Below are 25,724 nucleotides of genomic sequence, written 5' to 3'. Positions count from 1 at the left end.
GGTCATCACGGCATGACCGCACCGCCGTCACGAAAAGGGGGAGTACGCGCTCATGGCGTGGGACGAGTGGGAGCAGCTCAAGTCCAGCGCGGCCCAGCGAATGCGGATCGACCATGTGCCCGCCGACCCCGGCGGGGGCGGCGGGGCGGGTCCGGACCTGAAGGCGTCGAAAGGTCCGTGGACGAAGGCGTCCGGAGTGGCGGAGGACCTGCGGAGCGCTACCGACTCGGCGCTCACCGACCTGACGACTGCCCATGAGGGCGCCAAGGCCGGAACCGAAGGCTTCACCAGTACCGATGCATTGCACGAGATCCTGCCCACCTGGGAGAAGCGGCTGACTGCGGTGCGCGACGAGTGCGGTCGGTTGCACGCGCGTTAGCCAGGAGCGGACGCGACTTCGGCGAGATCGATCCGGCTGTCGCGGGCAAGGTCGACGGCGTGCGCGTTCCCGACAAGCCCGACTGGGCCCGGTGAGGTGAACGGTGCCCACCTGGCAGCAGTTACGTGACGCGAACGCGAAATGACGCGGCTCAGCCGCAATTACCAGTACCTGCATGGTGAATGCGGTCTCGTCCGCACGGCCCTGAACGGCCTCGCCTCGGAACTGGTCGACCTTCAGAAGAAGTTACAGCAGGCCCTCGATGACGCGGCGGATCTTGGCTTCACGGTCAACGAGGACGGCTCGGTCGAGTATCCGCACAGCACGCAGCTTCCGCTCGCCGCCGGTGCGGCGGCCGGCAAGGGTGTTGCCAAGCCGGGTGCCCCGGTGCCCTTCCTGCCCGGCGCCGGAGAGGCGCAGGGCGACCCCGACAAGGGCAGGGCCGAGGACATCGCCGAACGCATCCGGCAGGCGGTGAGCAGCGCCGTCGAGATCGACAACCGGTACGCCGGGATCCTGCGCCGGCTGAAGGCGCCGGACGGTCTGGAAGTCACCGACGACATGCTCATGGACGAGGCCCGTGACATGGGCGAGGTCCAGAAGGCGGCAGGCAAGTACCTCGGCGACGATCACATCCCGCACGACAAGTCACCGGCCGAGAACGGGAAGTGGTGGGACGGGCTCACGCAGGAACAGCGTGAGGAGTACCAGACGCTGTTTCCCGCGGAGATCGGCGCGCTCGACGGCATACCGAGCGCGGTGCGCGACTCGGCGAACCGCACGGTGTTGGACGAGGTCCATGCTCAGGTCCGGCACGACCTGTACCAGTTGGGTCCGGAGCCGCCCAAGACGATCGTCACGGCGGCCGGGGTCGTCCGCAATCCGGAGTGGACCGCCTGGGACGCCCTGGGAGGCAGTCGACCTCCACCATTACCTGGATCGGATACGACGCTCCGCAGGACATCCTCACCGACTCCCCGCGGTCCAGCTATGCCTATCACTCGGCGCCCACCCTCAACACCTTCATGGACGGACTGCAGACAGCCCAGGGTGGTCCGAACGCAAGCCACACCACGCTCATCGGCCATAGCTACGGGACGACTGTGATCGGTGCGGCCGCCAAAGAGCACCACATTGCGGCCGATGACATAGTCGTCGCCGGCAGCCCCGGCATGCTTGTCGGCGACGCGGGTGACCTGGGCGTGGGCAAGGACCATGTCTGGTCCGAAGCTGCCGGCTCCGACCCGGTGCCGTACATCGGCAGGGATTTCCTCGGGGGCTGGAAGTGGGGGGTGGACACCTACCACGGTGTGCCCTACAACGCGGGATACATCCAGACCATCCCGTCTGACGAGTCATTCGGTGCCCACAGGATGGACGTGGACACCAGTGGTCACAGCGGGTACTGGACAGAGAGATCAACGAGCATAAAGACCCAGGCGGCGGTGGTCGTCGGCCGCTACGACAAGGTCCAGGAGGACAATTGACCCGCCGCCTCAGTGACCGTCCGGGGCTTCGCCGGCTGGGCGTCGCCGTCGCCTGTGGCCTCATCTTCCTCACCGGAACGGGGTGTTCAAGCACGATGGATCACGATGAAGCCTCCGTCCCGGGGCACGAGACCAGCGGATCGAAGGCGGTCTACCCGGATGTCGGCAAGGCCAAGGACAAAGCGAAAGCGGTGTCCAGCCAGATCTATGAGCTGATCGACATTCGGACCGGGAAGGTGACCCAGCCGGGCCCCAGTGTCGCCACCTGCGACCAAGACCCTGATCATCTGTACCAGACCGTTCACGCCTGGTCCGTCTACGGCGTCTCGGAGGACGAGCTGAAGGCCGGTTTCCGGCGCCTCAAGGAAGGTCTCCCAGGGAAGGGCTGGAAGATCGTTCAGTATGGACCGAACAAGAGCAAGGACCGGACGCTGGAGATGACAGCGGACTCCCGGACCGAGCCCTTCTCGGTGAACGTGGAACTCTGGGTGTCCAGCCCGACGGCCGGCCGCGAGCCGGAACCCAAGATCCTCGTCAACGTCGTATCCGGCTGCTGGCGAGCGCCCAAGGGTACGGACCTGAACACGGAGTACTGACCCGTGTCCGGCCACGCCATCGGCAGCGACTGGACGCCCCGAGAAAAAGGAGCGCGCTGCAGAAGAGACCCTGGGCGGCGTTCGTCGGACCGGCCCGGCGGTTCTGGGCGACAGCTGAGTACACGTACTCAGGCGCCCCCCGATGCCACGCGCTTAAGCTCCGCACCGTGGCACGAGATCATTACGGCAGGACCGCACCGCCGTCATGACTGGGGGGAGTACGCGCTGATGGCGTGGGACGAGTGGGAGCGACTGAAGGCGGACGCCGCGGCGCGCGGGTCCACGGGGATGCAGTTGAACCATGTTCCGTCGGAGCCGGGCGGCGGTGGCGCCGGTGACCTGAAGTCGGACAAGAAGGCCTGGACGAAGGCCGGCGAGGACACCAAGGGGTTGCAGGACGGCATCTCCAAGGCCCTGGGCAAGCTGGACCACGGGCAGAGCGGACTCGGCGAGCTGTCCGGCGTGCAGTCCGCGGCGGCGCAGCGGGAGCTGTACGAGTCCTGGAAGAAGTACGTGGGGGACGTCAAGGGCCGTTGTGGTGAGCTGGGCGGCCTCATGGAGAAGTCCGGGCGCGACCTGTCGATGACCGACGCCGAGGTGAAGGCGGAGCTGGACAAGGTCAAGGACAAGTACCAGGACACCGAGGCCGTCGGCGGCCAGGCGAAGGGCCGGTGACCGCGGCCGTGGACATCGCGACGCTGCAGGCGCTGAAGCCCTCGGAGTTCCAGGAGGCGGCCGACGGCTACCGGGCCGCGAGCGATATGGCGAGCGCGGCCAAGGAAACGGTGGAGAACCAGATTGCCGCCGGTATCCGCAACCAGCTGAAGGGCGAGGCGGCCGGCGCGGCCCTGCGGGAGCTGAAGGAGCTGGGCAAGGACTTCCACTACGCCCAGACCGAGTGCGCGCTGGCCGGTACCGCGCTGAACGGGTTCGCGTACGACATGGCCGCCGCGAAGCGGAAGCTGGAGGCGGCTCTGGAGGACGCCAAGGCGGCCGGGTGCACGGTCGGCGCGGACGGTTCGGTCACCTTCCCGGCCGGTGGCGAGGAGGTCGACGGCAAGGTGCCCGAGGGCGGCACCGTGTCCGCCTCGGCCAGTTCGACGGACGCGACGGCCAACGCGATCGAGCAGCAGGCCATCCACCAGCACCCGAACCCGAACTTCGGCAAGGCCATCGGCTTCGCGAACCGCATCGGGGACGCGCTGAAGGAGGCCGCGGACGCGGACGCCAAGTGGGCGCCGAAGCTGCGCGCGCTGAAGGCCGACGACGACCTGGTGGTGTCCGGCCGGGACTGGACCGACGTCAAGAGCGACACCGACGGTGTCGTGAAGGGTGCCGACGCCTACGCCCGCTCCCTTCCGAAGCCGCCCAAGGACGGTGATCCGGAGCTGGTCGCCCACTGGTGGGCGGACCTGACCGACGAGCAGAAGGCGGCCTACGTCTCCATGCACCCCGACTCCATCGGAGCCATGGACGGCCTCCCCGCCACCGTGCGGGACGAGGCCAACCGCGTCGTGCTGGCCGAGAGCCGGGCCGGCTACCAGGACAAGCTGGACGCCTGGATGGGGAAGGAGCCCGACCGCTACGCCCCCTACATCAGCCCGATCACCGGCCGTGAGGTGAAAGGCGCCCAGATCGAGACCGAGGAGTGGAAGGAGTGGAACAGGAAGAAGGAGGCCCTGGAGGGCCGCATCCGGGGCATGGACGCCATCCAGTCGCGCTTCGACAGAACCGGGACCGACGGCCTGCCCGAGGCCTACCTGCTCGGCTTCGACCCCGAGGGCAAGGGCCACGACGGCAAGGTCATCATCGCCAACGGGAACCCGGACACCGCCGACCACACCGGCATCTACGTCCCCGGCACGGGCACCCTCCTGCCGGACATCCAGAAGGACATGGGCCGCGGCGAGATCCTGTGGCACGAGACCAACCGGTACGCACAGGGGCAGAAGGTCTCCACCATCACCTGGTTCGACTACGACGCGCCCCTGCAGGCGAAGCCGTTCGAGAAGGGCGGCGGCCTGTTCCCGGAGGCGATGTCGGACGAGTGGGCGGCCAAGGGCGGCCCGGGACTGTCGCACTTCCTCGACGGCAACCTCGAAGCGCACCGCATGGCGTCCGGCAACACCCACCTGGGCCACACCACCCTGATGGGCCACAGCTACGGCACCACGCTCATCGGCGACGCGGCGAAGTCGCGGGTGTGGCCCGAGGGCGCGCTGCCGGTGGACGACGTCATCGCCGTGGGCAGCCCCGGCATGCAGGCCAAGCGGGCCGCGGACCTGGGCATCCCCCAGGGGCACATGTGGGCGGAGCAGGGCGGTGGCAACGACGCGGCGGTGCGCATCGGCGGGAAGTACCTGGCCGGCCTCGGCGACGACTGGACGATCCCGACCGACCCGGAGTTCGGTGCCAACATCATGGAGTCGGACGCCGGGGACCACGGCGCCTTCTGGGACGAGGGCTCGACGAGCCTGCGCAACCAGGCCCTCGTGATGGCAGGCCAGTACGACAAGGTGACCCTTGAATAAGACATACGCGACCGTTGTCAGCGCGGCTCTGACCGCCATCCTCTTGGGAGGCTGCTCTCAGGTGAGCGGAGAGAAGGACGAGAAGAAGGCCGCCGTCCGCGACGAGCGAGCGGTAAAGCAGAGCGTCGAGCGGGCATCCAGCGAGATCCTCGACATCCTGGCGGTGAAGGGCAAGGTGACCCGGTCGGGCGCCGTGGCCACCCCGTGCTCGTCGTACCCGGAGGGCAGCGGGGTGCACCGCATGCGGCATCCGTGGAGCGTCTACGGCGTGCCGGGCGACGATCTCGAACAGGCCATGGACCGCCTGCGCACGCAGTTGCCGGCCAAGGGCTGGAAGATCGTCAAGGACGGCCCCGACAAGAGCCGGGCGAAGCTCCCGCAGATCGTGGCCAACTCGTCCGACGGCCGTCTCTCCGCCGACCTGCGGCTGTGGCGGGAGCCCGCCGGCAGCGAGCGCTCGTCCATGATCGAGGCCACGGTGGTGTCCGACTGCTTCCGCAGCGGGCCCGGCGGCACCACCGGGACGGGCTGACGCCGGTGATCGGCCGGACCCGTACCGAGTGCACGTCGGCGCGATGCAGAAGAAGTCCGGTCTCCGAGGTGTCCGCGCGGGCTGGCATCGTTCGCCCGGTCCGCGCTGAAGGCCTTCGCCGGGCACGAGGCGGAGCGGCGCGGCTGCGGCAAGGTGCGGATCATGGACCGGCCGTGACCGCCTCACCAGTTTGACCTACGTCACCTTCGGGGTAATCTCTACGGCTCGATTGGCGGTCTGCCTGCCCCATATGGCAGACTGTCCGAGTTGCTCGGTCGAGTGTTGATGCTGCGCGCCTCCCGCCGGGAGGACCGGAAGCGAGTCCCACAGTACTCGTCGCCCTAACTGCCTTCGGGCAGCACTGGGGCGGACGTACGGGAATCTTCCGGGAAGTGTGAGCGCGACACCGGCCAGGCGCCCGGTGGGCCCGAGGTCCCCGGTCCGCGGTTTCCGGAAGGGCCGTGTGCATTCCGCAGGGATGTTCGAACAAGGGACATCTGTGTCAGCGGGAGAGCGACACGCCCGACCGCGTGGGTCGGAGAAACGACGGCAGCACAAGGAATCCACCGGGTTCCAGAGCGTAAGAGAGACAGGACTACTGAGTAGCCATGGCGGGACAGAAGATCCGCATCCGGCTCAAGGCCTACGACCACGAGGTCATCGACTCCTCGGCGAAGAAGATCGTCGAGACGGTGACCCGCACTGGTGCGTCGGTCGCGGGCCCGGTGCCGCTGCCCACTGAGAAGAACGTGTACTGCGTCATCAAGTCGCCGCACAAGTACAAGGACTCGCGCGAGCACTTCGAGATGCGCACGCACAAGCGCCTGATCGACATCCTCGACCCGACCCCCAAGACCGTTGACTCTCTGATGCGACTCGACCTCCCGGCCGGTGTCGACATCGAGATCAAGCTCTGAGGGCTGGTGATCTGAGAATGGCTAAGCAGATCAAGGGCATCCTGGGCGAGAAGCTCGGCATGACGCAGGTGTGGGACGAGAACAACCGTGTTGTTCCGGTCACCGTCGTCAAGGCCGGCCCCAACGTCGTCACCCAGGTCCGCACGAACGACGTCGACGGCTACGAGTCCGTCCAGATCGCGTTCGGCGAGATCGACCCGCGCAAGGTGAACAAGCCCCTCAAGGGCCACTTCGCCAAGGCCGACGTCACTCCCCGCCGCCACCTCGTCGAGATCCGTACCGCTGACGCCAGCGAGTACACCCTCGGCCAGGAGATCACCGCCGAGGTGTTCGAGGCCGGCATCAAGGTCGACGTGACCGGCAAGAGCAAGGGCAAGGGCTTCGCCGGTGTCATGAAGCGTCACAACTTCAAGGGCCTCGGCGCCGGACACGGCACCCAGCGCAAGCACCGCTCGCCCGGTTCCATCGGTGGCTGCGCCACCCCGGGCCGCGTGTTCAAGGGCCTCCGCATGGCGGGTCGCATGGGCAACGAGCGGGTCACCACCCAGAACCTGACCGTCCACGCCGTTGACGCGGAGAAGGGTCTGCTGCTCATCAAGGGCGCGGTTCCCGGTCCGAACGGCGGCCTCGTCCTGGTCCGCACCGCGGCCAAGGGGGCCTGAGGTAACCGATGAGCACTGTTGACATCCTTTCGCCGGCGGGCGACAAGGCCGGTTCCGTCGAGCTCCCCGCGGAGATCTTCGACGTGGAGAAGATCAGCATTCCGCTGATCCACCAGGTCGTCGTCGCGCAGCTGGCCGCTGCCCGTCAGGGCACGCACAAGACCAAGACCCGTGGCGAAGTCCGTGGTGGCGGCAAGAAGCCGTACCGCCAGAAGGGCACCGGCCGCGCCCGTCAGGGCTCGACCCGCGCGCCGCAGTTCGCCGGTGGTGGCGTCGTGCACGGTCCCGTGCCGCGTGACTACTCGCAGCGCACCCCGAAGAAGATGAAGGCCGCGGCCCTGCGCCACGCCCTCACCGACCGGGCGCGTCACAACCGCATCCACGTCGTCTCCGGCGTGGTCGAGGGCGCGAACCCCAGCACCAAGGCCGCCAAGAGCCTGTTCGGCAAGATCTCGGAGCGCAAGAACCTGCTCCTGGTCGTCGACCGCTCCGACGAGGCCGCGTGGCTGTCCGCCCGCAACCTGCCCCAGGTCCACATCCTGGAGCCGGGCCAGCTGAACACGTACGACGTTCTCGTCTCGGACGACGTGGTCTTCACCCAGGCCGCTTTCGAGTCCTTCGTGTCTGGCCCCAAGGCCGCTGACACCGAAGGGAGCGAGGCCTGATGGCTACGCGTCACCCGAGCATTGCCTCCAAGGCCGCCAAGGCTGCCAAGGCCGCGCGCGTCGCCAAGGCGCGTCGCCACGCCACCGAGGGCAAGAACACCGTCGAGACCCCGCTGAGCAAGTCCTTCACGGACCCCCGTGACGTGCTGCTCAAGCCGGTCGTCTCCGAGAAGAGCTACGCGCTCCTCGACGAGAACAAGTACACGTTCATCGTCGCCCCGGGCGCCAACAAGACCCAGATCAAGCAGGCCGTGCAGGCGGTCTTCGACGTCAAGGTCACCGGGGTCAACACGATCAACCGCCAGGGCAAGCGCAAGCGCACGAAGACCGGCTTCGGTCAGCGTGCCGGCAGCAAGCGGGCGATCGTGACCCTCGCCGAGGGCGACCGTATCGACATCTTCGGCGGTCCGACCGCGTAAGCGGGTCGGATCGTCCGATATCGGACGAGGACTGAGAAATGGGAATCCGCAAGTACAAGCCGACTACGCCGGGCCGTCGTGGCGCCAGCGTTGCCGACTTCGTCGAGGTCACGCGGTCCACGCCGGAGAAGTCGCTGGTCCGCCCGCTGCACAGCAAGGGCGGCCGTAACAACGCCGGTCGTGTGACCGTTCGCCACCAGGGTGGCGGACACAAGCGCGCCTACCGAGTGATCGACTTCCGTCGTCACGACAAGGACGGCGTGCCGGCGAAGGTCGCGCACATCGAGTACGACCCCAACCGCACCGCGCGCATCGCGCTGCTGCACTACGCCGACGGCGAGAAGCGCTACATCCTCGCCCCGCGCAACCTGCAGCAGGGTGACCGCGTCGAGAACGGTCCCGGGGCCGACATCAAGCCGGGCAACAACCTGGCGCTCCGCAACATCCCGGTCGGTACCACGATCCACGCGATCGAGCTCCGTCCCGGTGGCGGTGCCAAGTTCGCCCGCTCCGCCGGTGCCTCCGTGCAGCTGCTCGCGAAGGAGGGCGCCTACGCCCACCTGCGCATGCCGTCCGGTGAGATCCGCCTGGTCGACGTCCGCTGCCGCGCCACTGTGGGCGAGGTCGGCAACGCCGAGCAGAGCAACATCAACTGGGGCAAGGCGGGCCGTAAGCGGTGGCTGGGCGTTCGCCCGACCGTCCGTGGTGTCGTGATGAACCCGGTTGACCACCCGCACGGTGGTGGTGAGGGCCGGACCTCCGGTGGTCGTCACCCCGTGTCCCCGTGGGGCAAGAAGGAAGGCCGTACTCGTTCGCCCAAGAAGGCGTCGAACAAGTACATCGTCCGCCGCCGCAAGACGAACAAGAAGCGCTAAGGACGGGTTGAGATGCCTCGTAGCCTGAAGAAGGGGCCCTTCGTCGACGACCACCTGATCAAGAAGGTGGACGCCCAGAACGAAGCCGGCACCAAGAACGTCATCAAGACCTGGTCCCGCCGCTCGATGATCGTCCCGGCCATGCTGGGCCACACGCTGGCGGTGCACAACGGCAAGACCCACATCCCGGTGTTCGTCACCGAGTCGATGGTCGGCCACAAGCTCGGCGAGTTCTCGCCGACGCGCACCTTCCGGGGTCACGTCAAGGAAGACCGGAAGTCGAAGCGCCGCTAGTAGCGGATCGCATTCAGACACGTAAGTAACTCTGAAGGGACAACCATGGAAGCCAGGGCCCAGGCGCGGTACATCCGCGTCACGCCCATGAAGGCCCGCCGTGTGGTGGACCTCATCCGTGGCATGGACGCCACGGAGGCCCAGGCTGTTCTGCGATTCGCTCCGCAGGCAGCCTCCGTGCCCGTCGGCAAGGTGCTCGACAGCGCCATCGCCAACGCCGCGCACAACTACGACCACACCGACGCCGACAGCCTCTACATCTCCGAGGCCTACGTCGACGAGGGCCCGACCCTGAAGCGGTTCCGGCCGCGCGCCCAGGGCCGTGCCTACCGGATCCGCAAGCGGACCAGCCACATCACCGTGGTCGTCAGCAGCAAGGAAGGAACCCGGTAATGGGCCAGAAGGTAAACCCGCACGGGTTCCGGCTCGGTGTCACGACCGACTTCAAGTCGCGTTGGTACGCCGACAAGCTGTACAAGGACTACGTCAAGGAAGACGTCGCCATCCGTCGGATGATGACGTCCGGCATGGAGCGCGCCGGTATCTCGAAGGTGGAGATCGAGCGCACCCGTGACCGCGTGCGTGTGGACATCCACACCGCTCGCCCGGGCATCGTCATCGGCCGCCGCGGCGCCGAGGCCGACCGCATCCGCGGTGACCTGGAGAAGCTGACCGGCAAGCAGGTCCAGCTGAACATCCTCGAGGTCAAGAACCCGGAGACCGACGCTCAGCTGGTGGCCCAGGCCGTCGCCGAGCAGCTCTCCTCCCGCGTCTCCTTCCGTCGGGCCATGCGCAAGAGCATGCAGTCCGCCATGAAGGCCGGCGCCAAGGGCATCAAGATCCAGTGCGGTGGCCGCCTCGGCGGCGCCGAGATGTCCCGCTCGGAGTTCTACCGCGAGGGCCGCGTGCCCCTGCACACGCTCCGTGCGAACGTGGACTACGGCTTCTTCGAGGCCAAGACGACCTTCGGCCGCATCGGCGTGAAGGTCTGGATCTACAAGGGCGACGTGAAGAACATCGCCGAGGTCCGCGCCGAGAACGCTGCGGCCCGTGCGGGTAACCGCCCGGCCCGTGGCGGCGCCGACCGCCCGGCCCGTGGTGGCCGCGGTGGCGAGCGTGGCGGGCGCGGTCGCAAGCCGCAGCAGGCTGCCGGCGCCGAGGCCCCCAAGGCCGAGGCTCCCGCGTCCGCTCCGGCTGAGAGCACCGGAACGGAGGCCTGACCGAAATGCTGATCCCCCGTAGGGTCAAGCACCGCAAGCAGCACCACCCGAAGCGCAACGGTATGTCCAAGGGTGGAACGCAGGTTGCGTTCGGCGAGTACGGCATCCAGGCGCTGACCCCGGCCTACGTCACGAACCGCCAGATCGAGGCGGCTCGTATCGCGATGACCCGCCACATCAAGCGTGGCGGCAAGGTCTGGATCAACATCTACCCGGACCGTCCCCTCACCAAGAAGCCCGCCGAGACCCGCATGGGTTCCGGTAAGGGTTCTCCGGAGTGGTGGATCGCCAACGTCAAGCCCGGACGTGTGATGTTCGAGCTGTCGTACCCCAACGAGAAGATCGCCCGTGAGGCGCTGACTCGTGCGGCCCACAAGCTGCCGATGAAGTGCCGGATCGTCAAGCGCGAGGCAGGTGAAGCGTGATGTCGGCCGGTACCAAGGCGTCCGAGCTGCGCGAGCTGGGCAACGAGGAGCTGCTGAACAAGCTCCGCGAGGCCAAGGAAGAGCTGTTCAACCTCCGCTTCCAGGCGGCGACGGGTCAGCTCGAGAACCACGGTCGGCTGAAGGCCGTCCGTAAGGACATCGCGCGGATCTACACCCTGATGCGTGAGCGCGAGCTGGGCATCGAGACGGTGGAGAGCGCCTGATGAGCGAGAGCAACGTGACTGAGAACACCGAAGCCCGTGGCTTCCGTAAGACCCGTGAGGGTCTGGTCGTCAGCGACAAGATGGACAAGACCGTCGTCGTCGCTGTCGAGGACCGTGTGAAGCACGCGCTGTACGGCAAGGTCATCCGCCGTACCAACAAGCTCAAGGCCCACGACGAGCAGAACGCCGCGGGTGTCGGCGACCGCGTCCTCCTCATGGAGACCCGGCCGCTGTCCGCGACGAAGCGCTGGCGCGTCGTCGAGATCCTCGAGAAGGCCAAGTAATTCCTGCGGGCAAACCCGCAGGTCAGTTCCGCCAGGCTCGGCAGGGGTCCTCGTGCATGAGGCCCCTGCCGGGAACCGGCAGACGATCAGGAGATAGACGTGATCCAGCAGGAGTCGCGACTGCGCGTCGCCGACAACACTGGTGCGAAGGAAATCCTTTGCATCCGTGTGCTCGGTGGCTCCGGTCGCCGCTACGCGGGCATCGGTGACGTCATCGTCGCCACCGTCAAGGACGCGATCCCCGGTGGCAACGTGAAGAAGGGTGACGTCGTCAAGGCGGTCATCGTTCGCACCGTCAAGGAGCGCCGTCGTCCGGACGGCTCGTACATCCGCTTCGACGAGAACGCCGCCGTCATTCTGAAGAACGACGGCGACCCTCGCGGCACCCGCATCTTCGGCCCGGTCGGCCGGGAGCTGCGCGAGAAGAAGTTCATGAAGATCATCTCGCTCGCGCCGGAGGTGCTGTAAGCATGAAGATCAAGAAGGGCGACCTGGTCCAGGTCATCACCGGTAAGGACAAGGGCAAGCAGGGCAAGGTCATCGCGGCCTACCCGCGCGAGGACCGTGTCCTGGTCGAGGGTGTCAACCGGGTCAAGAAGCACACCAAGGCCGGTCCGACCGCCAGCGGTTCGCAGGCCGGCGGCATCGTCACGACCGAGGCGCCGATCCACGTCTCCAACGTCCAGCTGGTCGTTGAGAAGGACGGCAACAAGGTCGTCACGCGTGTCGGTTACCGCTTCGACGACGAGGGCAACAAGATCCGCGTTGCCAAGCGGACGGGTGAGGACATCTGATGGCGACCACCACCACTCCGCGTCTGAAGCAGAAGTACCGCGAGGAGATCGCGGGCAAGCTGCGTGACGAGTTCAAGTACGAGAACGTCATGCAGGTTCCCGGCCTCGTCAAGATCGTGGTCAACATGGGTGTGGGCGACGCCGCCCGCGACTCCAAGCTGATCGAGGGCGCCATCCGCGACCTCACCACGATCACCGGTCAGAAGCCGGCCGTCACCAAGGCCCGCAAGTCCATCGCGCAGTTCAAGCTGCGTGAGGGTCAGCCGATCGGTGCCCACGTCACGCTCCGTGGCGACCGCATGTGGGAGTTCCTGGACCGCACCCTGTCGCTCGCGCTGCCGCGCATCCGCGACTTCCGCGGCCTGTCCCCCAAGCAGTTCGACGGCCGTGGCAACTACACCTTCGGTCTCACGGAGCAGGTCATGTTCCACGAGATCGACCAGGACAAGATCGACCGTGTCCGGGGTATGGACATCACCGTGGTCACCACGGCGACCAACGACGCTGAGGGCCGCGCGCTCCTTCGTCACCTCGGCTTCCCGTTCAAGGAGGCGTGAGCGAGATGGCGAAGAAGGCTCTGATCGCTAAGGCTGCTCGCAAGCCCAAGTTCGGTGTGCGTGGCTACACCCGCTGCCAGCGCTGCGGCCGCCCGCACTCCGTGTACCGCAAGTTCGGCCTGTGCCGCGTGTGCCTTCGTGAGATGGCTCACCGTGGCGAGCTGCCGGGCGTGACCAAGAGCTCCTGGTAATCCCCCACATAGGGGATTCCTGAAGCTCTCGGTAAGCATCTGGGTCGGCAGAGGCCCTTCTCCGTATGCCGTAGGCTAGCGGGGTTGGGCGTCTGTCGCCCGTACGACTTACTACGCCGTAGGTCCACCGCGCCGCACCCGTCCCGTCTCGGATCGGGGAGAGGGATGGCGCACCAGGAAACCCCGGCGAGAGAGGCCGAAGGCCAATTCATGACCATGACTGATCCGATCGCAGACATGCTTACGCGTCTGCGGAACGCGAACTCGGCATACCACGACTCCGTGACGATGCCGGCATCGAAGATCAAGTCGCACATCGCGGAGATCCTCCAGCAGGAGGGCTTCATCACGGGCTGGAAGACCGAGGACGCCGAGGTCGGCAAGAACCTCGTTCTCGAGCTGAAGTTCGGCCCGAACCGTGAGCGCTCCATCGCGGGCATCAAGCGGATCTCCAAGCCCGGTCTCCGGGTGTACGCGAAGTCCACCAACCTGCCGAAGGTGCTGGGCGGCCTGGGCGTGGCGATCATCTCCACGTCGCACGGGCTCCTCACCGACAAGCAGGCCGGCAAGAAGGGCGTGGGTGGGGAAGTCCTCGCCTACGTCTGGTAACGGAAGGGAACGGAGGAAACAGCTATGTCGCGTATTGGCAAGCTCCCCATCACGGTTCCCGCCGGCGTGGACGTCACCATCGACGGCCGTACGGTCTCGGTCAAGGGCCCCAAGGGCTCGCTGACCCACACCGTCGTCGCGCCGATCGACATCGTCAAGGGTGAGGACGGCGTTCTGAACGTCACCCGTCCGAACGACGAGCGTCAGAACAAGGCCCTCCACGGCCTGTCCCGCACGCTGGTGGCGAACATGATCACCGGCGTGACCCAGGGTTACGTGAAGAAGCTCGAGATCAGCGGTGTCGGTTACCGCGTGACGGCCAAGGGTTCGAACCTCGAGTTCGCGCTCGGCTACAGCCACCCGATCGTCGTCGAGGCGCCCGAGGGCATCACCTTCAAGGTGGAGAGCCCGACCCGCTTCCAGGTCGAGGGCATCGACAAGCAGAAGGTCGGCGAGGTTGCGGCCAACATCCGCAAGCTGCGCAAGCCTGACCCGTACAAGGCCAAGGGCGTCAAGTACGAGGGCGAAGTCATCCGCCGCAAGGTCGGAAAGGCGGGTAAGTAAGCCATGGCATACGGGCAGAAGATCCTCAAGGGCGACGCCTACAAGCGCGCCGCGATCAAGCGCCGTCACATCCGGATCCGCAAGAACCTTTCCGGTACGGCGGAGCGTCCCCGTCTGGTCGTGACCCGCTCCAACCGCCACATCGTGGCGCAGGTGATCGACGACCTCAAGGGCCACACCCTGGCGTCCGCGTCCACCCTGGACGCGTCCGTCCGCGGTGGCGAGGGCGACAAGTCGGCCCAGGCCAAGCAGGTCGGCGCCCTGGTCGCCGAGCGTGCCAAGGCCGCCGGTGTCGAGGCTGTCGTGTTCGACCGTGGTGGCAACCAGTACGCCGGGCGCATCGCCGCCCTGGCGGACGCCGCCCGCGAAGCCGGGCTCAAGTTCTGAGCCTGCCGTAGCTAGCGGAAACAGAGAGAGGTAATTCCAATGGCTGGACCCCAGCGCCGCGGTGGCGGTGCCGGTGGCGGCGAGCGGCGGGACCGGAAGGGCCGTGACGGCGGCGCTGCTGCCGCCGAGAAGACCGCGTACGTTGAGCGCGTCGTCGCGATCAACCGCGTCGCCAAGGTTGTGAAGGGTGGTCGTCGCTTCAGCTTCACCGCGCTGGTCGTGGTGGGCGATGGCGACGGCACCGTGGGTGTCGGTTACGGCAAGGCCAAGGAGGTGCCGGCCGCCATCGCCAAGGGTGTTGAGGAGGCCAAGAAGCACTTCTTCAAGGTCCCCCGTATCCAGGGCACCATCCCCCACCCCATCCAGGGTGAGAAGGCTGCCGGCGTCGTGCTGCTCAAGCCCGCGTCCCCGGGTACCGGTGTTATCGCCGGTGGTCCGGTGCGCGCCGTGCTCGAGTGCGCCGGTATCCACGACGTGCTGTCGAAGTCGCTCGGCTCCGACAACGCGATCAACATCGTGCACGCGACCGTGGCGGCCCTGAAGGGCCTGCAGCGTCCCGAGGAGATCGCGGCCCGCCGTGGTCTGCCGCTCGAGGACGTCGCTCCCGCGGCTCTGCTGCGTGCGCGTGCCGGGGCGGGTGCGTAATCATGGCTCAGCTCAAGATCACGCAGGTCAAGTCCTACATCGGCAGCAAGCAGAACCACCGCGACACCCTGCGGTCCCTTGGTCTCAAGGGCATCAACACGCAGGTCGTCAAGGAGGATCGTCCCGAGTTCCGCGGCATGGTGCACACCGTCCGCCACCTCGTGACGGTCGAGGAGGTCGACTGATCATGGCGGAGAACAACCCGCTCAAGATCCACAACCTCCGTCCCGCCCCGGGCGCCAAGACCGCCAAGACCCGTGTGGGTCGTGGTGAGGCGTCGAAGGGTAAGACGGCCGGTCGTGGTACCAAGGGCACCAAGGCCCGCTACCAGGTTCCGGAGCGCTTCGAGGGCGGGCAGATGCCCCTCCACATGCGTCTCCCGAAGCTGAAGGGCTTCAAGAACCCGTTCAAGACCGAGTTCCAGGTCGTGAACCTCGACAAGCTGGCCGCGCTCTACCCCGAGGGTGGCGAGGTCACGGTCGAGGGTCTGGTGGCCAAGGGTGCCGTTCGCAAGAACAGCCTCGTCAAGGTCCTCGGCCAGGGCGAGATCTCCGTGGCGCTGCAGGTGACGGTCGACGCCGTCTCCGGCTCCGCCAAGGAGAAGATCACCGCCGCCGGCGGTACGGTCACCGAGCTCGTCTGAGTCCTTCGGACGACGCCTCGATGACGTAAACGATCCCGACCGGGGATACCTCACAATGAGGTATCCCCGGTTGGTCGTTCCTAGGGGGGCAGTGTCGCCGGTAAGGTGGCCTGCACTGTTCTTTTCCGTATTCGTCGAACTCAGACCGTCACCCTTGACGCAGTCGCGCGGGGGTCGCAGGAGGCACCGTGCTCACCGCGTTCGCCCGGGCGTTCAGGACGCCCGACCTGCGCAAGAAGCTCCTCTTCACGTTGGCCATCATCGTGGTCTACCGGGTCGGCACCCACATCCCGATCCCGGGCGTCGACTACAAGAACGTCCAGCAGTGTGTCCGGGAGGCCTCCGGTAACCAGGGCCTCTTCGGTCTCGTCAACATGTTCAGCGGTGGTGCGCTGCTGCAGATCACGATCTTCGCGCTCGGGATCATGCCGTACATCACGGCGAGCATCATCCTGCAGCTGCTGACCGTGGTCATCCCGCGCCTGGAGGCCCTGAAGAAGGAGGGTCAGGCGGGTACCGCGAAGATCACGCAGTACACCCGCTACCTGACCGTGGCGCTCGCCATCCTGCAGGGCACCGGTCTCGTCGCCACCGCGCGCAGCGGCGCCCTGTTCGGCCGGTGCTCGGTGGGCGGCCAGATCGTCCCCGACCAGTCGATCTTCACCACCATCACGATGGTCATCTGCATGACCGCGGGCACCTGTGTCGTCATGTGGCTCGGCGAGCTGATCACCGACCGCGGCATCGGCAACGGCATGTCGATCCTCATGTTCATCTCGATCGCCGCGACCTTCCCGTCCGCGCTGTGGGCCATCAAGAAGCAGGGCACCCTGGCCGGCGGCTGGATCGAGTTCGGCACCGTCATCGCGGTCGGCCTGATCATGGTCGCGCTCGTCGTCTTCGTCGAGCAGGCCCAGCGCCGTATCCCGGTGCAGTACGCGAAGCGCATGATCGGCCGGCGTTCCTACGGCGGTACGTCCACGTACATCCCGCTCAAGGTGAACCAGGCGGGTGTGATCCCCGTCATCTTCGCCTCCTCGCTGCTCTACATCCCGGCGCTCGTGGCGCAGTTCGCGGGAGGCAACTCGGGCTGGAAATCCTGGGTCGAGCAGAACCTGACCAAGGGTGACCACCCGATTTACATCGTTACGTACTTCTTGCTCATCGTTTTCTTCGCCTTCTTCTACGTCGCTATCTCCTTCAACCCCGAGGAAGTAGCCGACAACATGAAGAAGTATGGTGGCTTCATCCCGGGCATCCGGGCTGGCCGACCGACCGCTGAGTACCTGAGCTACGTGCTCAACCGGATCACCTGGCCGGGTTCGCTGTATCTGGGTCTGATCGCTCTCGTACCGACAATGGCGTTGGTGGGCTTCGGGGCAAGCCAGAACTTCCCCTTCGGCGGGACCAGCATCCTCATCATCGTGGGTGTCGGCCTCGAGACGGTGAAGCAGATCGAGAGCCAGCTCCAGCAGCGCAATTACGAAGGGTTCCTCCGCTGATGCGTATCGTCCTCGTCGGGCCGCCGGGTGCCGGTAAGGGAACGCAGGCCGTCCGGCTCGCTGAGAAGCTGGGCATCCCGCACATCTCCACGGGCGACCTGTTCCGCGCCAACATCAGTCGGCAGACGGAACTGGGCAAGCTCGCGAAGTCCTACATGGACGCCGGCAACCTCGTTCCCGACGAGGTGACCATCGCGATGGCCAAGGACCGCATGGAGCAGCCGGACGCGGAGAACGGCTTCCTGCTGGACGGCTTCCCGCGGAACGTCTCGCAGGCGGAGGCGCTGGACCAGCTGCTGCAGAGCGAGGGCATCACGCTGGACGCCGTCCTCGATCTGGAGGTCCCCGAGGACGAGGTCGTCAAGCGGATCGCCGGCCGGCGCATCTGCCGCAACGACTCCTCGCACGTCTTCCACGTGACGTACAGCCCGCCGAAGAAGGAGGGCGTCTGTGACGTCTGCGGCGGCGAGCTGTACCAGCGCGACGACGACTCCGAGGACACCGTGCGCAAGCGGCTCGAGGTCTACCACACGCAGACCGAGCCGATCATCGACTACTACAAGGCGCAGGGTCTGGTCGTGACGATCTCCGCCCTGGGCCCGGTGGACGAGATCACGCAGCGGGCCCTGGAGGCCCTCAAGCGCGAGAAGGCCGAGAAGTAGATCCCGGCCCTTCCGGCCGCGGTGCCCTGCCAGGGTGCCGCGGCCTTACTGTTGTACAGGTATCCCAGCCGACGTGAGTGACGGAGAGCGCAGGCCCCCATGGTGCAGATCAAGAGCCCCGAGCAGATCGCGAAGATGCGGGCGGCGGGCCTGGTCGTAGCCGCCATCCACGCGGCCACGCGCGAAGCCGCCGTTCCCGGCGCGACCACCAAGGACCTGGACGAGGTGGCCCGCAAGGTGCTCGCCGAGCACGGTGCCAAGTCGAACTTCCTGGGGTACGGCGGCTTCCCCGCCACCATCTGCACCTCCGTGAACGACGTCGTCGTCCACGGCATCCCCTCCGACGACGTCGTCCTCAAGGACGGCGACATCATCTCCATCGACTGCGGCGCGGTCGTCGACGGCTGGCACGGCGACGCCGCCTACACCGCCTTCGTGGGCTCCGGTCACGCTCCGGAGCTGGTCGAGCTGTCGCGGGTGACGGAAGAGTCGATGTGGGCCGGCATCGCCGCCATGAAGCAGGGCAACCGCCTGGTCGACGTCTCCCGGGCGATCGAGACGTACATCCGCCGCCAGCCCAAGCCGGGCGGCGGCAAGTACGGGATCATCGAGGACTACGGCGGCCACGGCATCGGCACCGAGATGCACATGGACCCGCACCTGCTGAACTACGTGGACCGCCGCCGCGGCAAGGGCCCCAAGCTGGTCCCCGGCTTCTGCCTCGCCATCGAGCCGATGGTCTCCCTCGGCACCCCGCGGACCGAGGTCCTCTCCGACGACTGGACGGTCATCACGACCGACGGCACCTGGTCCTCCCACTGGGAACACTCGGTGGCCCTGACCGCGGAGGGCCCGCTGGTCCTGACGGCTCCGGACGGCGGCAGGGCCAAGCTCGCCGAGTTCGGCATCACGGCCGCCCCCGACCCCCTGGCTTAGGGATCACTCCTATGGGGCAGACTTTCTCGATTCGCCTTTCCGGGTGTGCCGACGTAGACTGACTCGTCGGCTCTCGTGCACCCGCATGTCCGCATGCTCCCGTAAGGGAAATCCAGGGAACGCCCGAGAGTCGATCAAGGTAGTCGATTCGAAGGGCGAAGCGTGGCCAAGAAGCAAGGTGCCATCGAGATCGAGGGCACTGTCGTCGAGTCTCTGCCGAACGCCATGTTCAAGGTCGAGCTCCAGAACGGCCACCAGGTCCTGGCACACATCAGCGGCAAGATGCGTATGCACTACATCCGCATCCTCCCTGACGACCGGGTCGTGGTGGAGCTGTCTCCGTACGACCTGACTCGTGGCCGGATCGTCTACCGGTACAAGTAGATCTTGCCCGCGCCCCGGGCCCGCCCGGAGCGATGGCACTGACCCGGAGAACCTCACCAATGAAGGTCAAGCCGAGCGTCAAGAAGATCTGCGACAAGTGCAGGGTGATCCGCCGTCACGGCCGGGTCATGGTCATCTGCGAGAACCCGCGCCACAAGCAGCGCCAGGGCTGACGCACGACCATCACCCTCTGCACCTCTATCGCAGAGTTTCGCGCGACGCGAGCTGAATATGTTCATACGCAGAACCCGAGCCTTCCCGCTCGACACCCCCGGTTCGGAGGCCGGGGACCCGGTTCGTACCTGGTACGGCGGCCGGGAACCGGTTCTGTGGAAGACCTCCGAAGATTCACCAGGAGCCATTGAATGGCACGCGTTTCCGGTGTTGACATCCCGCGCGAAAAGCGCGTGGAGGTCGCCCTCACCTACGTGTTCGGCATCGGCCGGACCCTCTCGAAGGAGACGCTGGCTGCGACCGGCGTCGACCCGAACACCCGCGTTCGTGACCTGAGCGAAGAGCAGCTGGTCGCGATCCGCGAGTACGTCGACAACAACATCAAGACCGAGGGTGACCTCCGTCGCGAGATCCAGGCCGACATCCGCCGCAAGGTCGAGATCGGCTGCTACCAGGGTCTCCGTCACCGTCGCGGTCTGCCCGTCCGCGGTCAGCGCACCAGCACCAACGCTCGTACCCGCAAGGGCCCGCGTCGCGCCATCGCCGGCAAGAAGAAGCCGGGCAAGAAGTAGTCCGCAGCGGACCTCTGTCCACGGTCTTCGCTGTAGGACCGACCACCTCCCGTAGGAGTTAGTAGATGCCCCCCAAGGGTCGTCAGGGCGCTGCCAAGAAGGTGCGCCGCAAGGAAAAGAAGAACGTCGCCCACGGCCACGCGCACATCAAGAGCACGTTCAACAACACGATCGTCTCGATCACGGACCCCTCGGGCAACGTGATCTCCTGGGCCTCCGCCGGCCACGTCGGCTTCAAGGGCTCCCGGAAGTCCACGCCGTTCGCCGCGCAGATGGCCGCCGAGTCGGCTGCCCGCCGCGCCCAGGAGCACGGCATGCGCAAGGTCGACGTGTTCGTCAAGGGCCCGGGTTCCGGTCGTGAGACCGCGATCCGCTCCCTGCAGGCCACGGGCCTCGAGGTCGGCTCCATCCAGGACGTCACCCCGACCCCGCACAACGGCTGCCGTCCGCCGAAGCGCCGCCGCGTCTGACGCACGGTCGCTTCGAGGATTCGGGCGGTACGACCCCGTAACAAGGGCCGTATCGCCCGTACCCTTGCAGTACCCGCGCTTCTCACAGGTGCGGTTTCCGTCGGGTGTCAAATAGCGGGCGCCCACGAAAGAAGGATCTGATCCACACATGCTGATCGCTCAGCGTCCCTCGTTGACCGAAGAGGTCGTCGACGAATTCCGCTCCCGGTTCGTGATCGAGCCGCTGGAGCCGGGCTTCGGCTACACCCTCGGCAACTCCCTCCGCCGTACCCTCCTGTCCTCGATCCCCGGCGCCGCTGTCACCAGCATCCGGATCGACGGCGTGCTGCACGAGTTCACCACCGTGCCGGGCGTCAAGGAGGACGTCACCGACCTGATCCTCAACATCAAGCAGCTGGTCGTCTCCTCGGAGCACGACGAGCCGGTCGTGATGTACCTGCGCAAGCAGGGCCCGGGTCTGGTCACCGCCGCCGACATCGCGCCCCCGGCCGGTGTCGAGGTGCACAACCCCGACCTGGTCCTCGCCACGCTCAACGGCAAGGGCAAGCTGGAGATGGAGCTGACCGTCGAGCGCGGTCGCGGCTACGTCTCCGCCGTGCAGAACAAGCAGGTGGGCCAGGAGATCGGCCGTATCCCGGTCGACTCCATCTACTCGCCGGTTCTCAAGGTCACGTACAAGGTCGAGGCCACGCGTGTCGAGCAGCGCACCGACTTCGACAAGCTGATCGTCGACGTCGAGACCAAGCAGGCGATGCGTCCCCGTGACGCCATGGCCTCCGCCGGCAAGACCCTGGTCGAGCTGTTCGGTCTCGCCCGCGAGCTGAACATCGACGCCGAGGGCATCGACATGGGCCCGTCCCCCACGGACGCCGCCCTCGCCGCCGACCTCGCGCTGCCGATCGAGGAGCTGGAGCTCACCGTCCGCTCCTACAACTGCCTCAAGCGTGAGGGCATCCACTCGGTGGGTGAACTCGTCGCCCGCTCCGAGGCCGACCTCCTGGACATCCGCAACTTCGGTGCGAAGTCCATCGACGAGGTCAAGGCGAAGCTGGCCGGCATGGGCCTGGCCCTCAAGGACAGCCCGCCCGGATTCGACCCGACCGCCGCCGCCGACGCCTTCGGCGCCGACGACGACGCGGACGCCGGTTTCGTGGAGACCGAGCAGTACTGAGCCCTCCGTGAGGAGGCCGGTTCTGTGACTGCGGGGCCGTCGTGACTGGCCGCGCGGTTCCCCGCGTCCCTTCGGGGGCGCGGACCCTCCGGGCGTTCCCGAAAGGGACGCCCGGATCTCCGACAGGCGACCGCCTGCTCGGATACTGACCCCGGTACCTGATACGGCCGGGGCAGACACACAGGAGAAGAACATGCCGAAGCCCACCAAGGGTGCCCGTCTGGGCGGCAGCGCCGCGCACGAGAAGCTCCTCCTCGCGAACCTCGCGAAGAGCCTCTTCGAGCACGGCCGCATCACCACCACCGAGGCGAAGGCGCGCAAGCTGCGTCCGTACGCCGAGCGTCTGGTCACCAAGGCGAAGAAGGGCGACCTTCACAACCGCCGTCAGGTGCTCCAGGTCATCACGGACAAGAGCATCGTCCACACGCTCTTCACCGAGATCGGCCCGCGGTACGAGAACCGTCCCGGTGGCTACACCCGCATCACCAAGATCGGTAACCGTCGTGGCGACAACGCGCCCATGGCCGTCATCGAGCTGGTCGAGGCGCTGACGGTGCAGCAGAACGCCGTGGGTGAGGCCGAGGCCGCCACCAAGCGTGCGGTCAAGGAGTCCGACGAGGCCAAGGCCGAGGAGACCAAGGTCGAGGAGACCGAGGCCGCCGAGGCTCCCGCCGAGGAGTCGAAGGACGCGTAAGCGTTCGCGCCCCTTCAGGGCGATGGCGGGCCCGTTCCTTTTCGGAGCGGGCCCGCTCTTTTGTTGCTGAGAGGATCTGTACGTGAGTGATGAAGCAGCGCCCGGTCTCGTGCGCGTCCGCCTCGACCTCTCCTACGACGGCACCGACTTCCACGGCTGGGCCAAGCAGGCCGGCGGCAGGCGGACCGTGCAGGGGGAGATCGAGGACGCCCTGCGCACGGTGACACGGTCGAAGGAGACGTACGAGCTGACCGTGGCCGGGCGGACCGACGCCGGGGTGCACGCGCGGGGGCAGGTGGCCCATGTCGATCTGCCCGTCGGGCTGTGGGCGGAGCACCGGGAGAAGCTGCTCAAGCGGCTCGCGGGGCGGCTGCCGAAGGACGTGCGGGTGTGGCGGCTCACCGAGGCGCCGGCCGGCTTCGACGCCCGGTTCTCGGCGATCTGGCGCCGCTACGCCTACCGCGTCACCGACAACCCCGGCGGTGTGGACCCGCTGCTGCGCGGGCATGTGCTCTGGCACGACTGGCCGCTCGACGTGGACGCGATGAACGAGGCCGCCCGCGCGCTGCTCGGGGAGCACGACTTCGCCGCCTACTGCAAGAGGCGGGAGGGAGCGACCACGATCCGCACCCTCCAGGAGCTGAGCCTGGTCAGGGGCGGGGACGGGGTCATCACCGCCACCGTCCGCGCCGACGCCTTCTGCCACAACATGGTGCGGTCGCTGATCGGCGCGCTGCTGTTCGTCGGGGACGGGCACCGCGGCCCGGAATGGCCCGGGAAGGTGCTGGCCGCGGGTGTGCGGGACTCCGCCGTGCACGTCGTACGGCCGCACGGGCTGACCCTGGAGGAGGTCGGCTACCCCGCCGACGAGCTGCTGGCGGCCCGCAACAAGGAAGCGCGCAACAAGCGCTCGCTTCCCCTGGCGTCGGGCTGCGCCACCTGTTAGGGCCGCCGCCCGCCGCTAGCGGCCGGCCGCGGCCGAGGCCTGGGCCTGGCCGCGGCGGTAGATCTGGTTGACGGTGAACTGGGCCAGGTCGTTGCCGACGGCGAACACCTTGGTGTCCTGATTGGTGACGTCCTTGCCGCTGGTGAAGCCGGCGACCGTGAAGTAGGCGTAGCGGCCGTAGGCGTTCCGCGTGGAGCGGCAGAACGCTCCGTCGCAGAAGGGCTTGACGCCCTTGCCGAACAGGGAGCGCACGATGCTCCTGTCGTCGGTCTGCGCCTTGGCCTTCGTCGCCTGGGCCGCGGTGTCGAAGACGGCGACACCGACGGTGACGGCGATGTCGCCCTTGGTGTAGGTGGCGCGCAGCAGGCGGCTGCAGTCGTTGGCGGTGAGGGCCTTGGGGAGCGTGCCGCCGGCGGCACCGGCGCAGCTCCTGGTGTCGGCCGTCGGGCCCTTCTTGTACACGGCGGCGCCCATGGTCAGCTGTCTGCCCGGGAACAGGGTGTCGGCGCTGAGCGGGGCGGTGTCCTTCTTGGCGCTGGAGACGAAGACCTTGGGGTCCAGCGGCGGCGGGGCGCTGGTGGGCGCGAAGGACGGCGTCGCGCCGCCGGAGCCCGGCAGCGAGGTGCTGGCGGGCAGGCCGCTGGGTCCGGCCTGCGGGTCGCCGCCGTTCGCGGAGACGACGGCCACCGCGACCGCGGTGCCTATCGCGACCGTGGCGAGCGCGCCGCCGGCTATGAACAGCAGCTTGCGGCGCTTGTTCCGTGTCTCCGATGCCTCGGCGAGCGCGGCCCAGTCCGGAGTTCCGTCGTCGGCTGCGCCGGTCCACGGCTCCTGCTGGGAATTCGGTTTCCAGGGATCCCATTGAGACTGGGGTCCCCCCTGCCCGTAACTCATGGGGCGCATCTTAGACGGGGGGCGGAGTGCGCAGGGGCGCGTCCGGCGGCATGCCTTGTTTGTCCGTCGTCATGAGCCACGACAAGAGGGGAAGAGCCTCGTTTTGACCCGTCCGGGGCCTGGCAGGTAACCTGCTTCTTCGTTGTGTATTGGCTTGCTCATTCTCACGGGACGGGCCCTTACACCGGTCCACCGGGCCGATGACCAGCGATCAGCACGCGGTTTGCGTCACCGCGGTGCGGTCAAGGCTGTCGTGATCGTTTCGGTGACCTGTTCAGGACCATTCACTCGAAGCGAAGGCTACGAACCGTGCGTACGTACAGCCCCAAGCCCGGCGATGTGACGCGCCAGTGGCACGTCATCGACGCTCAGGACGTTGTCCTGGGCCGTCTCGCCACCACAGCTGCGACCCTCCTGCGGGGCAAGCACAAGCCGATCTACGCGCCGCACGTCGACGCTGGTGACTTCGTCATCATCATCAACGCCGACAAGGTGCACCTGTCCGGCAACAAGCGGACCCAGAAGATGGCGTACCGCCACTCCGGCTACCCGGGTGGTCTGCGCTCCGTCCGCTACGACGAGCTGCTCGACAAGAACCCCGAGAAGGCCATCGAGAAGGCCGTCAAGGGCATGCTCCCCAAGAACACGCTGGGCCGTCAGATGCTCTCGAAGCTGAAGGTCTACAAGGGTGACCAGCACCCGCACGCTGCCCAGCAGCCGGTGCCGTTCGAGATCACCCAGGTCGCGCAGTAAGTCCGGCCACCCCCTAAGACTGAAGAGAATCTGAGGAGAATCGTGGCCGAGACCACTGCCGAGCAGCCGATCGAAGAGATCGACATCGAGAGCTACACCACCGAGTCCGAGGTCCCCGTCGAGGGTGAGTACACCTCGGAGTCCATGGCCTCCCGCTTCGGCGAGCCCCAGCCGGCCGCCGGCCTGGGCCGCCGCAAGAACGCCATCGCCCGCGTCCGGATCGTCCCGGGCACCGGCAAGTGGAAGATCAACGGTCGCACCCTCGAGGACTACTTCCCGAACAAGGTGCACCAGCAGGAAGTCAACGAGCCCTTCAAGGTCCTGGAGCTCGAGGGCCGTTACGACGTCATCGCCCGCATCGCGGGTGGCGGTGTCTCCGGTCAGGCCGGTGCGCTCCGTCTCGGTGTCGCCCGTGCGCTGAACGAGGCCGACGTCGACAACAACCGTGGCCCGCTGAAGAAGGCCGGCTTCCTCAAGCGCGACGACCGTGCGGTCGAGCGCAAGAAGGCCGGTCTGAAGAAGGCCCGCAAGGCTCCGCAGTACAGCAAGCGCTAAGCTTCGCTGCCTGCTCGTACGTGGTACGGGCTTCGGCCCCGCGTACTCCGAACGCCCCGGCGGCACGCCACATGTGCCCCCGGGGCGTTCGTTTATCCCAGCCAAGGGCGT

Annotated in this window: 41 protein-coding genes; 39 read left to right on the top strand and 2 right to left on the bottom strand. The window is 67.1% G+C overall.

The genetic code is table 11. The features are described 5' to 3' along the window. The first annotated feature begins 52 nt into the window (after positions 1-52). On the top strand, positions 53-379 hold the full coding sequence (locus AB0B40_RS04885; protein ID WP_345046734.1) for an amino acid ABC transporter permease: 327 nt from the start codon (positions 53-55) through the stop codon (positions 377-379). 246 nt (positions 380-625) lie between these two features. On the opposite strand, the gene AB0B40_RS04880 is transcribed toward AB0B40_RS04885, so the two are convergent. After that, positions 626-1,012, bottom strand: a complete 387-nt coding sequence (locus AB0B40_RS04880; protein WP_362262872.1) for a hypothetical protein — start codon at positions 1,010-1,012, stop codon at positions 626-628. Positions 1,013-1,266: 254 nt separating this feature from the next. On the opposite strand from AB0B40_RS04880, the gene AB0B40_RS04875 reads away from it, so the two are divergent. The 36 genes from AB0B40_RS04875 (at position 1,267) to truA (ending at position 23,411) form a co-directional block, all read left to right on the top strand. Beyond that, the gene (locus AB0B40_RS04875; RefSeq protein WP_362262869.1) at positions 1,267-1,866 is read left to right on the top strand and encodes an alpha/beta hydrolase; all 600 of its coding nucleotides are present in this window, start codon (positions 1,267-1,269) and stop codon (positions 1,864-1,866) included. Next, the gene (locus AB0B40_RS04870) at positions 1,863-2,462 is read left to right on the top strand and encodes a hypothetical protein (protein ID WP_345046737.1); all 600 of its coding nucleotides are present in this window, start codon (positions 1,863-1,865) and stop codon (positions 2,460-2,462) included. Before AB0B40_RS04875 ends, AB0B40_RS04870 begins: the two co-directional genes overlap by 4 nt. A 228-nt stretch (positions 2,463-2,690) precedes the next feature. Continuing rightward, positions 2,691-3,137 (top strand): hypothetical protein, encoded by a 447-nt coding sequence (locus tag AB0B40_RS04865; RefSeq protein WP_345046739.1) that lies wholly within the window; start codon positions 2,691-2,693, stop codon positions 3,135-3,137. Further along, positions 3,134-4,993, top strand: a complete 1,860-nt coding sequence (locus tag AB0B40_RS04860; RefSeq protein WP_345046740.1) for an alpha/beta hydrolase — start codon at positions 3,134-3,136, stop codon at positions 4,991-4,993. Before AB0B40_RS04865 ends, AB0B40_RS04860 begins: the two co-directional genes overlap by 4 nt. 61 nt (positions 4,994-5,054) lie before the next feature. Beyond that, a complete protein-coding gene (locus tag AB0B40_RS04855; protein ID WP_362262865.1) occupies positions 5,055-5,525 on the top strand; it encodes a hypothetical protein in 471 nt (156 codons plus the stop codon). 608 nt (positions 5,526-6,133) lie between these two features. Further along, positions 6,134-6,442 (top strand): 30S ribosomal protein S10, encoded by a 309-nt coding sequence (rpsJ, locus tag AB0B40_RS04850; protein ID WP_003948644.1) that lies wholly within the window; start codon positions 6,134-6,136, stop codon positions 6,440-6,442. Positions 6,443-6,459: 17 nt separating this feature from the next. Then, positions 6,460-7,104 carry a 50S ribosomal protein L3 gene (rplC, locus tag AB0B40_RS04845; RefSeq protein WP_020135811.1) on the top strand — a complete coding sequence of 215 codons (645 nt, stop codon included), beginning with the start codon at positions 6,460-6,462 and terminating at the stop codon, positions 7,102-7,104. 8 nt (positions 7,105-7,112) lie between these two features. Continuing rightward, complete coding sequence (gene rplD / locus AB0B40_RS04840) at positions 7,113-7,769, top strand: 50S ribosomal protein L4 (RefSeq protein WP_161296465.1); 657 nt, start codon at positions 7,113-7,115, stop codon at positions 7,767-7,769. Beyond that, positions 7,769-8,188 carry a 50S ribosomal protein L23 gene (gene rplW / locus AB0B40_RS04835; RefSeq protein ID WP_161296467.1) on the top strand — a complete coding sequence of 140 codons (420 nt, stop codon included), beginning with the start codon at positions 7,769-7,771 and terminating at the stop codon, positions 8,186-8,188. Before rplD ends, rplW begins: the two co-directional genes overlap by 1 nt. Positions 8,189-8,226: 38 nt before the next feature. Further along, entirely contained in the window at positions 8,227-9,063 is an 837-nt protein-coding gene (gene rplB / locus AB0B40_RS04830; protein ID WP_018543909.1) for a 50S ribosomal protein L2, read from the top strand. A gap of 12 nt (positions 9,064-9,075) precedes the next feature. Next, entirely contained in the window at positions 9,076-9,357 is a 282-nt protein-coding gene (rpsS, locus tag AB0B40_RS04825) for a 30S ribosomal protein S19 (RefSeq protein WP_023547380.1), read from the top strand. A gap of 45 nt (positions 9,358-9,402) precedes the next feature. Next, positions 9,403-9,750: a 50S ribosomal protein L22 gene (rplV, locus tag AB0B40_RS04820; protein WP_019329637.1), complete on the top strand. Its 348-nt coding sequence runs from the start codon at positions 9,403-9,405 to the stop codon at positions 9,748-9,750. Further along, positions 9,750-10,577, top strand: a complete 828-nt coding sequence (rpsC, locus tag AB0B40_RS04815) for a 30S ribosomal protein S3 (RefSeq protein ID WP_116148545.1) — start codon at positions 9,750-9,752, stop codon at positions 10,575-10,577. Before rplV ends, rpsC begins: the two co-directional genes overlap by 1 nt. Before the next feature lie 5 nt (positions 10,578-10,582). Continuing rightward, positions 10,583-11,002 (top strand): 50S ribosomal protein L16, encoded by a 420-nt coding sequence (rplP, locus tag AB0B40_RS04810; protein WP_009190136.1) that lies wholly within the window; start codon positions 10,583-10,585, stop codon positions 11,000-11,002. Continuing rightward, entirely contained in the window at positions 11,002-11,226 is a 225-nt protein-coding gene (rpmC, locus tag AB0B40_RS04805; RefSeq protein ID WP_010036720.1) for a 50S ribosomal protein L29, read from the top strand. Before rplP ends, rpmC begins: the two co-directional genes overlap by 1 nt. After that, complete coding sequence (gene rpsQ, locus AB0B40_RS04800; RefSeq protein ID WP_014674375.1) at positions 11,226-11,510, top strand: 30S ribosomal protein S17; 285 nt, start codon at positions 11,226-11,228, stop codon at positions 11,508-11,510. Before rpmC ends, rpsQ begins: the two co-directional genes overlap by 1 nt. 99 nt (positions 11,511-11,609) lie before the next feature. Further along, a complete protein-coding gene (gene rplN / locus AB0B40_RS04795; RefSeq protein WP_003998823.1) occupies positions 11,610-11,978 on the top strand; it encodes a 50S ribosomal protein L14 in 369 nt (122 codons plus the stop codon). 2 nt (positions 11,979-11,980) lie between these two features. After that, on the top strand, positions 11,981-12,304 hold the full coding sequence (gene rplX / locus AB0B40_RS04790; RefSeq protein WP_310764877.1) for a 50S ribosomal protein L24: 324 nt from the start codon (positions 11,981-11,983) through the stop codon (positions 12,302-12,304). Beyond that, positions 12,304-12,861, top strand: a complete 558-nt coding sequence (rplE, locus tag AB0B40_RS04785) for a 50S ribosomal protein L5 (protein WP_019753095.1) — start codon at positions 12,304-12,306, stop codon at positions 12,859-12,861. Before rplX ends, rplE begins: the two co-directional genes overlap by 1 nt. Before the next feature lie 5 nt (positions 12,862-12,866). Beyond that, the gene (locus AB0B40_RS04780; RefSeq protein WP_003948630.1) at positions 12,867-13,052 is read left to right on the top strand and encodes a type Z 30S ribosomal protein S14; all 186 of its coding nucleotides are present in this window, start codon (positions 12,867-12,869) and stop codon (positions 13,050-13,052) included. A gap of 210 nt (positions 13,053-13,262) precedes the next feature. Continuing rightward, positions 13,263-13,661 carry a 30S ribosomal protein S8 gene (rpsH, locus tag AB0B40_RS04775; protein WP_026248232.1) on the top strand — a complete coding sequence of 133 codons (399 nt, stop codon included), beginning with the start codon at positions 13,263-13,265 and terminating at the stop codon, positions 13,659-13,661. Positions 13,662-13,685: 24 nt separating this feature from the next. Then, positions 13,686-14,225, top strand: a complete 540-nt coding sequence (gene rplF, locus AB0B40_RS04770) for a 50S ribosomal protein L6 (protein WP_161296468.1) — start codon at positions 13,686-13,688, stop codon at positions 14,223-14,225. A 3-nt stretch (positions 14,226-14,228) separates the two neighbouring features. Next, the gene (gene rplR / locus AB0B40_RS04765) at positions 14,229-14,612 is read left to right on the top strand and encodes a 50S ribosomal protein L18 (RefSeq protein ID WP_053661883.1); all 384 of its coding nucleotides are present in this window, start codon (positions 14,229-14,231) and stop codon (positions 14,610-14,612) included. Positions 14,613-14,651: 39 nt separating this feature from the next. After that, on the top strand, positions 14,652-15,257 hold the full coding sequence (rpsE, locus tag AB0B40_RS04760; protein WP_003992370.1) for a 30S ribosomal protein S5: 606 nt from the start codon (positions 14,652-14,654) through the stop codon (positions 15,255-15,257). 2 nt (positions 15,258-15,259) lie between these two features. Next, positions 15,260-15,442: a 50S ribosomal protein L30 gene (rpmD, locus tag AB0B40_RS04755; RefSeq protein WP_003974250.1), complete on the top strand. Its 183-nt coding sequence runs from the start codon at positions 15,260-15,262 to the stop codon at positions 15,440-15,442. Positions 15,443-15,444: 2 nt separating this feature from the next. Further along, complete coding sequence (rplO, locus tag AB0B40_RS04750) at positions 15,445-15,900, top strand: 50S ribosomal protein L15 (RefSeq protein WP_003974249.1); 456 nt, start codon at positions 15,445-15,447, stop codon at positions 15,898-15,900. A 188-nt stretch (positions 15,901-16,088) separates the two neighbouring features. Further along, complete coding sequence (gene secY, locus AB0B40_RS04745) at positions 16,089-17,402, top strand: preprotein translocase subunit SecY (protein ID WP_345046748.1); 1,314 nt, start codon at positions 16,089-16,091, stop codon at positions 17,400-17,402. Continuing rightward, positions 17,402-18,064: an adenylate kinase gene (locus tag AB0B40_RS04740; protein WP_345046750.1), complete on the top strand. Its 663-nt coding sequence runs from the start codon at positions 17,402-17,404 to the stop codon at positions 18,062-18,064. The genes secY and AB0B40_RS04740 overlap by 1 nt, the downstream gene beginning before the upstream one ends. A gap of 99 nt (positions 18,065-18,163) precedes the next feature. Then, the gene (map, locus tag AB0B40_RS04735) at positions 18,164-19,000 is read left to right on the top strand and encodes a type I methionyl aminopeptidase (RefSeq protein ID WP_345046751.1); all 837 of its coding nucleotides are present in this window, start codon (positions 18,164-18,166) and stop codon (positions 18,998-19,000) included. A 162-nt stretch (positions 19,001-19,162) separates the two neighbouring features. Further along, complete coding sequence (infA, locus tag AB0B40_RS04730; protein ID WP_003948620.1) at positions 19,163-19,384, top strand: translation initiation factor IF-1; 222 nt, start codon at positions 19,163-19,165, stop codon at positions 19,382-19,384. Positions 19,385-19,443: 59 nt separating this feature from the next. Continuing rightward, positions 19,444-19,557, top strand: coding sequence for a 50S ribosomal protein L36 (gene rpmJ, locus AB0B40_RS04725; protein WP_003998809.1), 114 nt, complete (start codon positions 19,444-19,446; stop codon positions 19,555-19,557). Between the two features lie 192 nt (positions 19,558-19,749). Beyond that, positions 19,750-20,130: a 30S ribosomal protein S13 gene (gene rpsM / locus AB0B40_RS04720; protein ID WP_009300593.1), complete on the top strand. Its 381-nt coding sequence runs from the start codon at positions 19,750-19,752 to the stop codon at positions 20,128-20,130. 65 nt (positions 20,131-20,195) lie between these two features. After that, entirely contained in the window at positions 20,196-20,600 is a 405-nt protein-coding gene (gene rpsK, locus AB0B40_RS04715) for a 30S ribosomal protein S11 (protein WP_003956432.1), read from the top strand. A 148-nt stretch (positions 20,601-20,748) separates the two neighbouring features. After that, positions 20,749-21,771: a DNA-directed RNA polymerase subunit alpha gene (locus tag AB0B40_RS04710; RefSeq protein ID WP_003966937.1), complete on the top strand. Its 1,023-nt coding sequence runs from the start codon at positions 20,749-20,751 to the stop codon at positions 21,769-21,771. A 193-nt stretch (positions 21,772-21,964) separates the two neighbouring features. After that, entirely contained in the window at positions 21,965-22,465 is a 501-nt protein-coding gene (gene rplQ / locus AB0B40_RS04705; protein WP_345046753.1) for a 50S ribosomal protein L17, read from the top strand. Positions 22,466-22,547: 82 nt separating this feature from the next. After that, a complete protein-coding gene (truA, locus tag AB0B40_RS04700; protein ID WP_345046754.1) occupies positions 22,548-23,411 on the top strand; it encodes a tRNA pseudouridine(38-40) synthase TruA in 864 nt (287 codons plus the stop codon). Between the two features lie 15 nt (positions 23,412-23,426). On the opposite strand, the gene AB0B40_RS04695 is transcribed toward truA, so the two are convergent. Next, positions 23,427-24,305 carry a hypothetical protein gene (locus tag AB0B40_RS04695; RefSeq protein WP_362262854.1) on the bottom strand — a complete coding sequence of 293 codons (879 nt, stop codon included), beginning with the start codon at positions 24,303-24,305 and terminating at the stop codon, positions 23,427-23,429. 309 nt (positions 24,306-24,614) lie between these two features. On the opposite strand from AB0B40_RS04695, the gene rplM reads away from it, so the two are divergent. Together rplM and rpsI are read left to right on the top strand one after the other, a co-directional pair. Then, complete coding sequence (gene rplM / locus AB0B40_RS04690; RefSeq protein WP_030345455.1) at positions 24,615-25,058, top strand: 50S ribosomal protein L13; 444 nt, start codon at positions 24,615-24,617, stop codon at positions 25,056-25,058. Positions 25,059-25,100: 42 nt separating this feature from the next. Then, on the top strand, positions 25,101-25,613 hold the full coding sequence (gene rpsI, locus AB0B40_RS04685) for a 30S ribosomal protein S9 (protein WP_161162943.1): 513 nt from the start codon (positions 25,101-25,103) through the stop codon (positions 25,611-25,613). Positions 25,614-25,724 lie beyond the last annotated feature (111 nt).

Origin of the sequence: Streptomyces sp. NPDC042638 (assembly GCF_040647235.1) — a bacterium.
Lineage (GTDB): Bacteria > Actinomycetota > Actinomycetes > Streptomycetales > Streptomycetaceae > Streptomyces > Streptomyces rameus.
Note: the sequence above shows the minus strand (reverse complement) of the source record. Positions and strands in the feature narration are given on the sequence as shown.

Coding starts and splice junctions, on each gene's coding strand:
- AB0B40_RS04885 (WP_345046734.1), top strand. CDS start 53: ATGGCGTGGGACGAGTGGGAGCAGCTCAAGTCCAGCGCGGCCCAGCGA.
- AB0B40_RS04865 (WP_345046739.1), top strand. CDS start 2,691: ATGGCGTGGGACGAGTGGGAGCGACTGAAGGCGGACGCCGCGGCGCGC.
- rpsJ (WP_003948644.1), top strand. CDS start 6,134: ATGGCGGGACAGAAGATCCGCATCCGGCTCAAGGCCTACGACCACGAG.
- rplC (WP_020135811.1), top strand. CDS start 6,460: ATGGCTAAGCAGATCAAGGGCATCCTGGGCGAGAAGCTCGGCATGACG.
- rplD (WP_161296465.1), top strand. CDS start 7,113: ATGAGCACTGTTGACATCCTTTCGCCGGCGGGCGACAAGGCCGGTTCC.
- rplW (WP_161296467.1), top strand. CDS start 7,769: ATGGCTACGCGTCACCCGAGCATTGCCTCCAAGGCCGCCAAGGCTGCC.
- rplB (WP_018543909.1), top strand. CDS start 8,227: ATGGGAATCCGCAAGTACAAGCCGACTACGCCGGGCCGTCGTGGCGCC.
- rpsS (WP_023547380.1), top strand. CDS start 9,076: ATGCCTCGTAGCCTGAAGAAGGGGCCCTTCGTCGACGACCACCTGATC.
- rplV (WP_019329637.1), top strand. CDS start 9,403: ATGGAAGCCAGGGCCCAGGCGCGGTACATCCGCGTCACGCCCATGAAG.
- rpsC (WP_116148545.1), top strand. CDS start 9,750: ATGGGCCAGAAGGTAAACCCGCACGGGTTCCGGCTCGGTGTCACGACC.
- rplP (WP_009190136.1), top strand. CDS start 10,583: ATGCTGATCCCCCGTAGGGTCAAGCACCGCAAGCAGCACCACCCGAAG.
- rpmC (WP_010036720.1), top strand. CDS start 11,002: ATGTCGGCCGGTACCAAGGCGTCCGAGCTGCGCGAGCTGGGCAACGAG.
- rpsQ (WP_014674375.1), top strand. CDS start 11,226: ATGAGCGAGAGCAACGTGACTGAGAACACCGAAGCCCGTGGCTTCCGT.
- rplX (WP_310764877.1), top strand. CDS start 11,981: ATGAAGATCAAGAAGGGCGACCTGGTCCAGGTCATCACCGGTAAGGAC.
- rplE (WP_019753095.1), top strand. CDS start 12,304: ATGGCGACCACCACCACTCCGCGTCTGAAGCAGAAGTACCGCGAGGAG.
- AB0B40_RS04780 (WP_003948630.1), top strand. CDS start 12,867: ATGGCGAAGAAGGCTCTGATCGCTAAGGCTGCTCGCAAGCCCAAGTTC.
- rpsH (WP_026248232.1), top strand. CDS start 13,263: ATGACCATGACTGATCCGATCGCAGACATGCTTACGCGTCTGCGGAAC.
- rplF (WP_161296468.1), top strand. CDS start 13,686: ATGTCGCGTATTGGCAAGCTCCCCATCACGGTTCCCGCCGGCGTGGAC.
- rplR (WP_053661883.1), top strand. CDS start 14,229: ATGGCATACGGGCAGAAGATCCTCAAGGGCGACGCCTACAAGCGCGCC.
- rpsE (WP_003992370.1), top strand. CDS start 14,652: ATGGCTGGACCCCAGCGCCGCGGTGGCGGTGCCGGTGGCGGCGAGCGG.
- rpmD (WP_003974250.1), top strand. CDS start 15,260: ATGGCTCAGCTCAAGATCACGCAGGTCAAGTCCTACATCGGCAGCAAG.
- rplO (WP_003974249.1), top strand. CDS start 15,445: ATGGCGGAGAACAACCCGCTCAAGATCCACAACCTCCGTCCCGCCCCG.
- AB0B40_RS04740 (WP_345046750.1), top strand. CDS start 17,402: ATGCGTATCGTCCTCGTCGGGCCGCCGGGTGCCGGTAAGGGAACGCAG.
- map (WP_345046751.1), top strand. CDS start 18,164: ATGGTGCAGATCAAGAGCCCCGAGCAGATCGCGAAGATGCGGGCGGCG.
- rpmJ (WP_003998809.1), top strand. CDS start 19,444: ATGAAGGTCAAGCCGAGCGTCAAGAAGATCTGCGACAAGTGCAGGGTG.
- rpsM (WP_009300593.1), top strand. CDS start 19,750: ATGGCACGCGTTTCCGGTGTTGACATCCCGCGCGAAAAGCGCGTGGAG.
- rpsK (WP_003956432.1), top strand. CDS start 20,196: ATGCCCCCCAAGGGTCGTCAGGGCGCTGCCAAGAAGGTGCGCCGCAAG.
- AB0B40_RS04710 (WP_003966937.1), top strand. CDS start 20,749: ATGCTGATCGCTCAGCGTCCCTCGTTGACCGAAGAGGTCGTCGACGAA.
- rplQ (WP_345046753.1), top strand. CDS start 21,965: ATGCCGAAGCCCACCAAGGGTGCCCGTCTGGGCGGCAGCGCCGCGCAC.
- AB0B40_RS04695 (WP_362262854.1), bottom strand. CDS start 24,305: ATGAGTTACGGGCAGGGGGGACCCCAGTCTCAATGGGATCCCTGGAAA.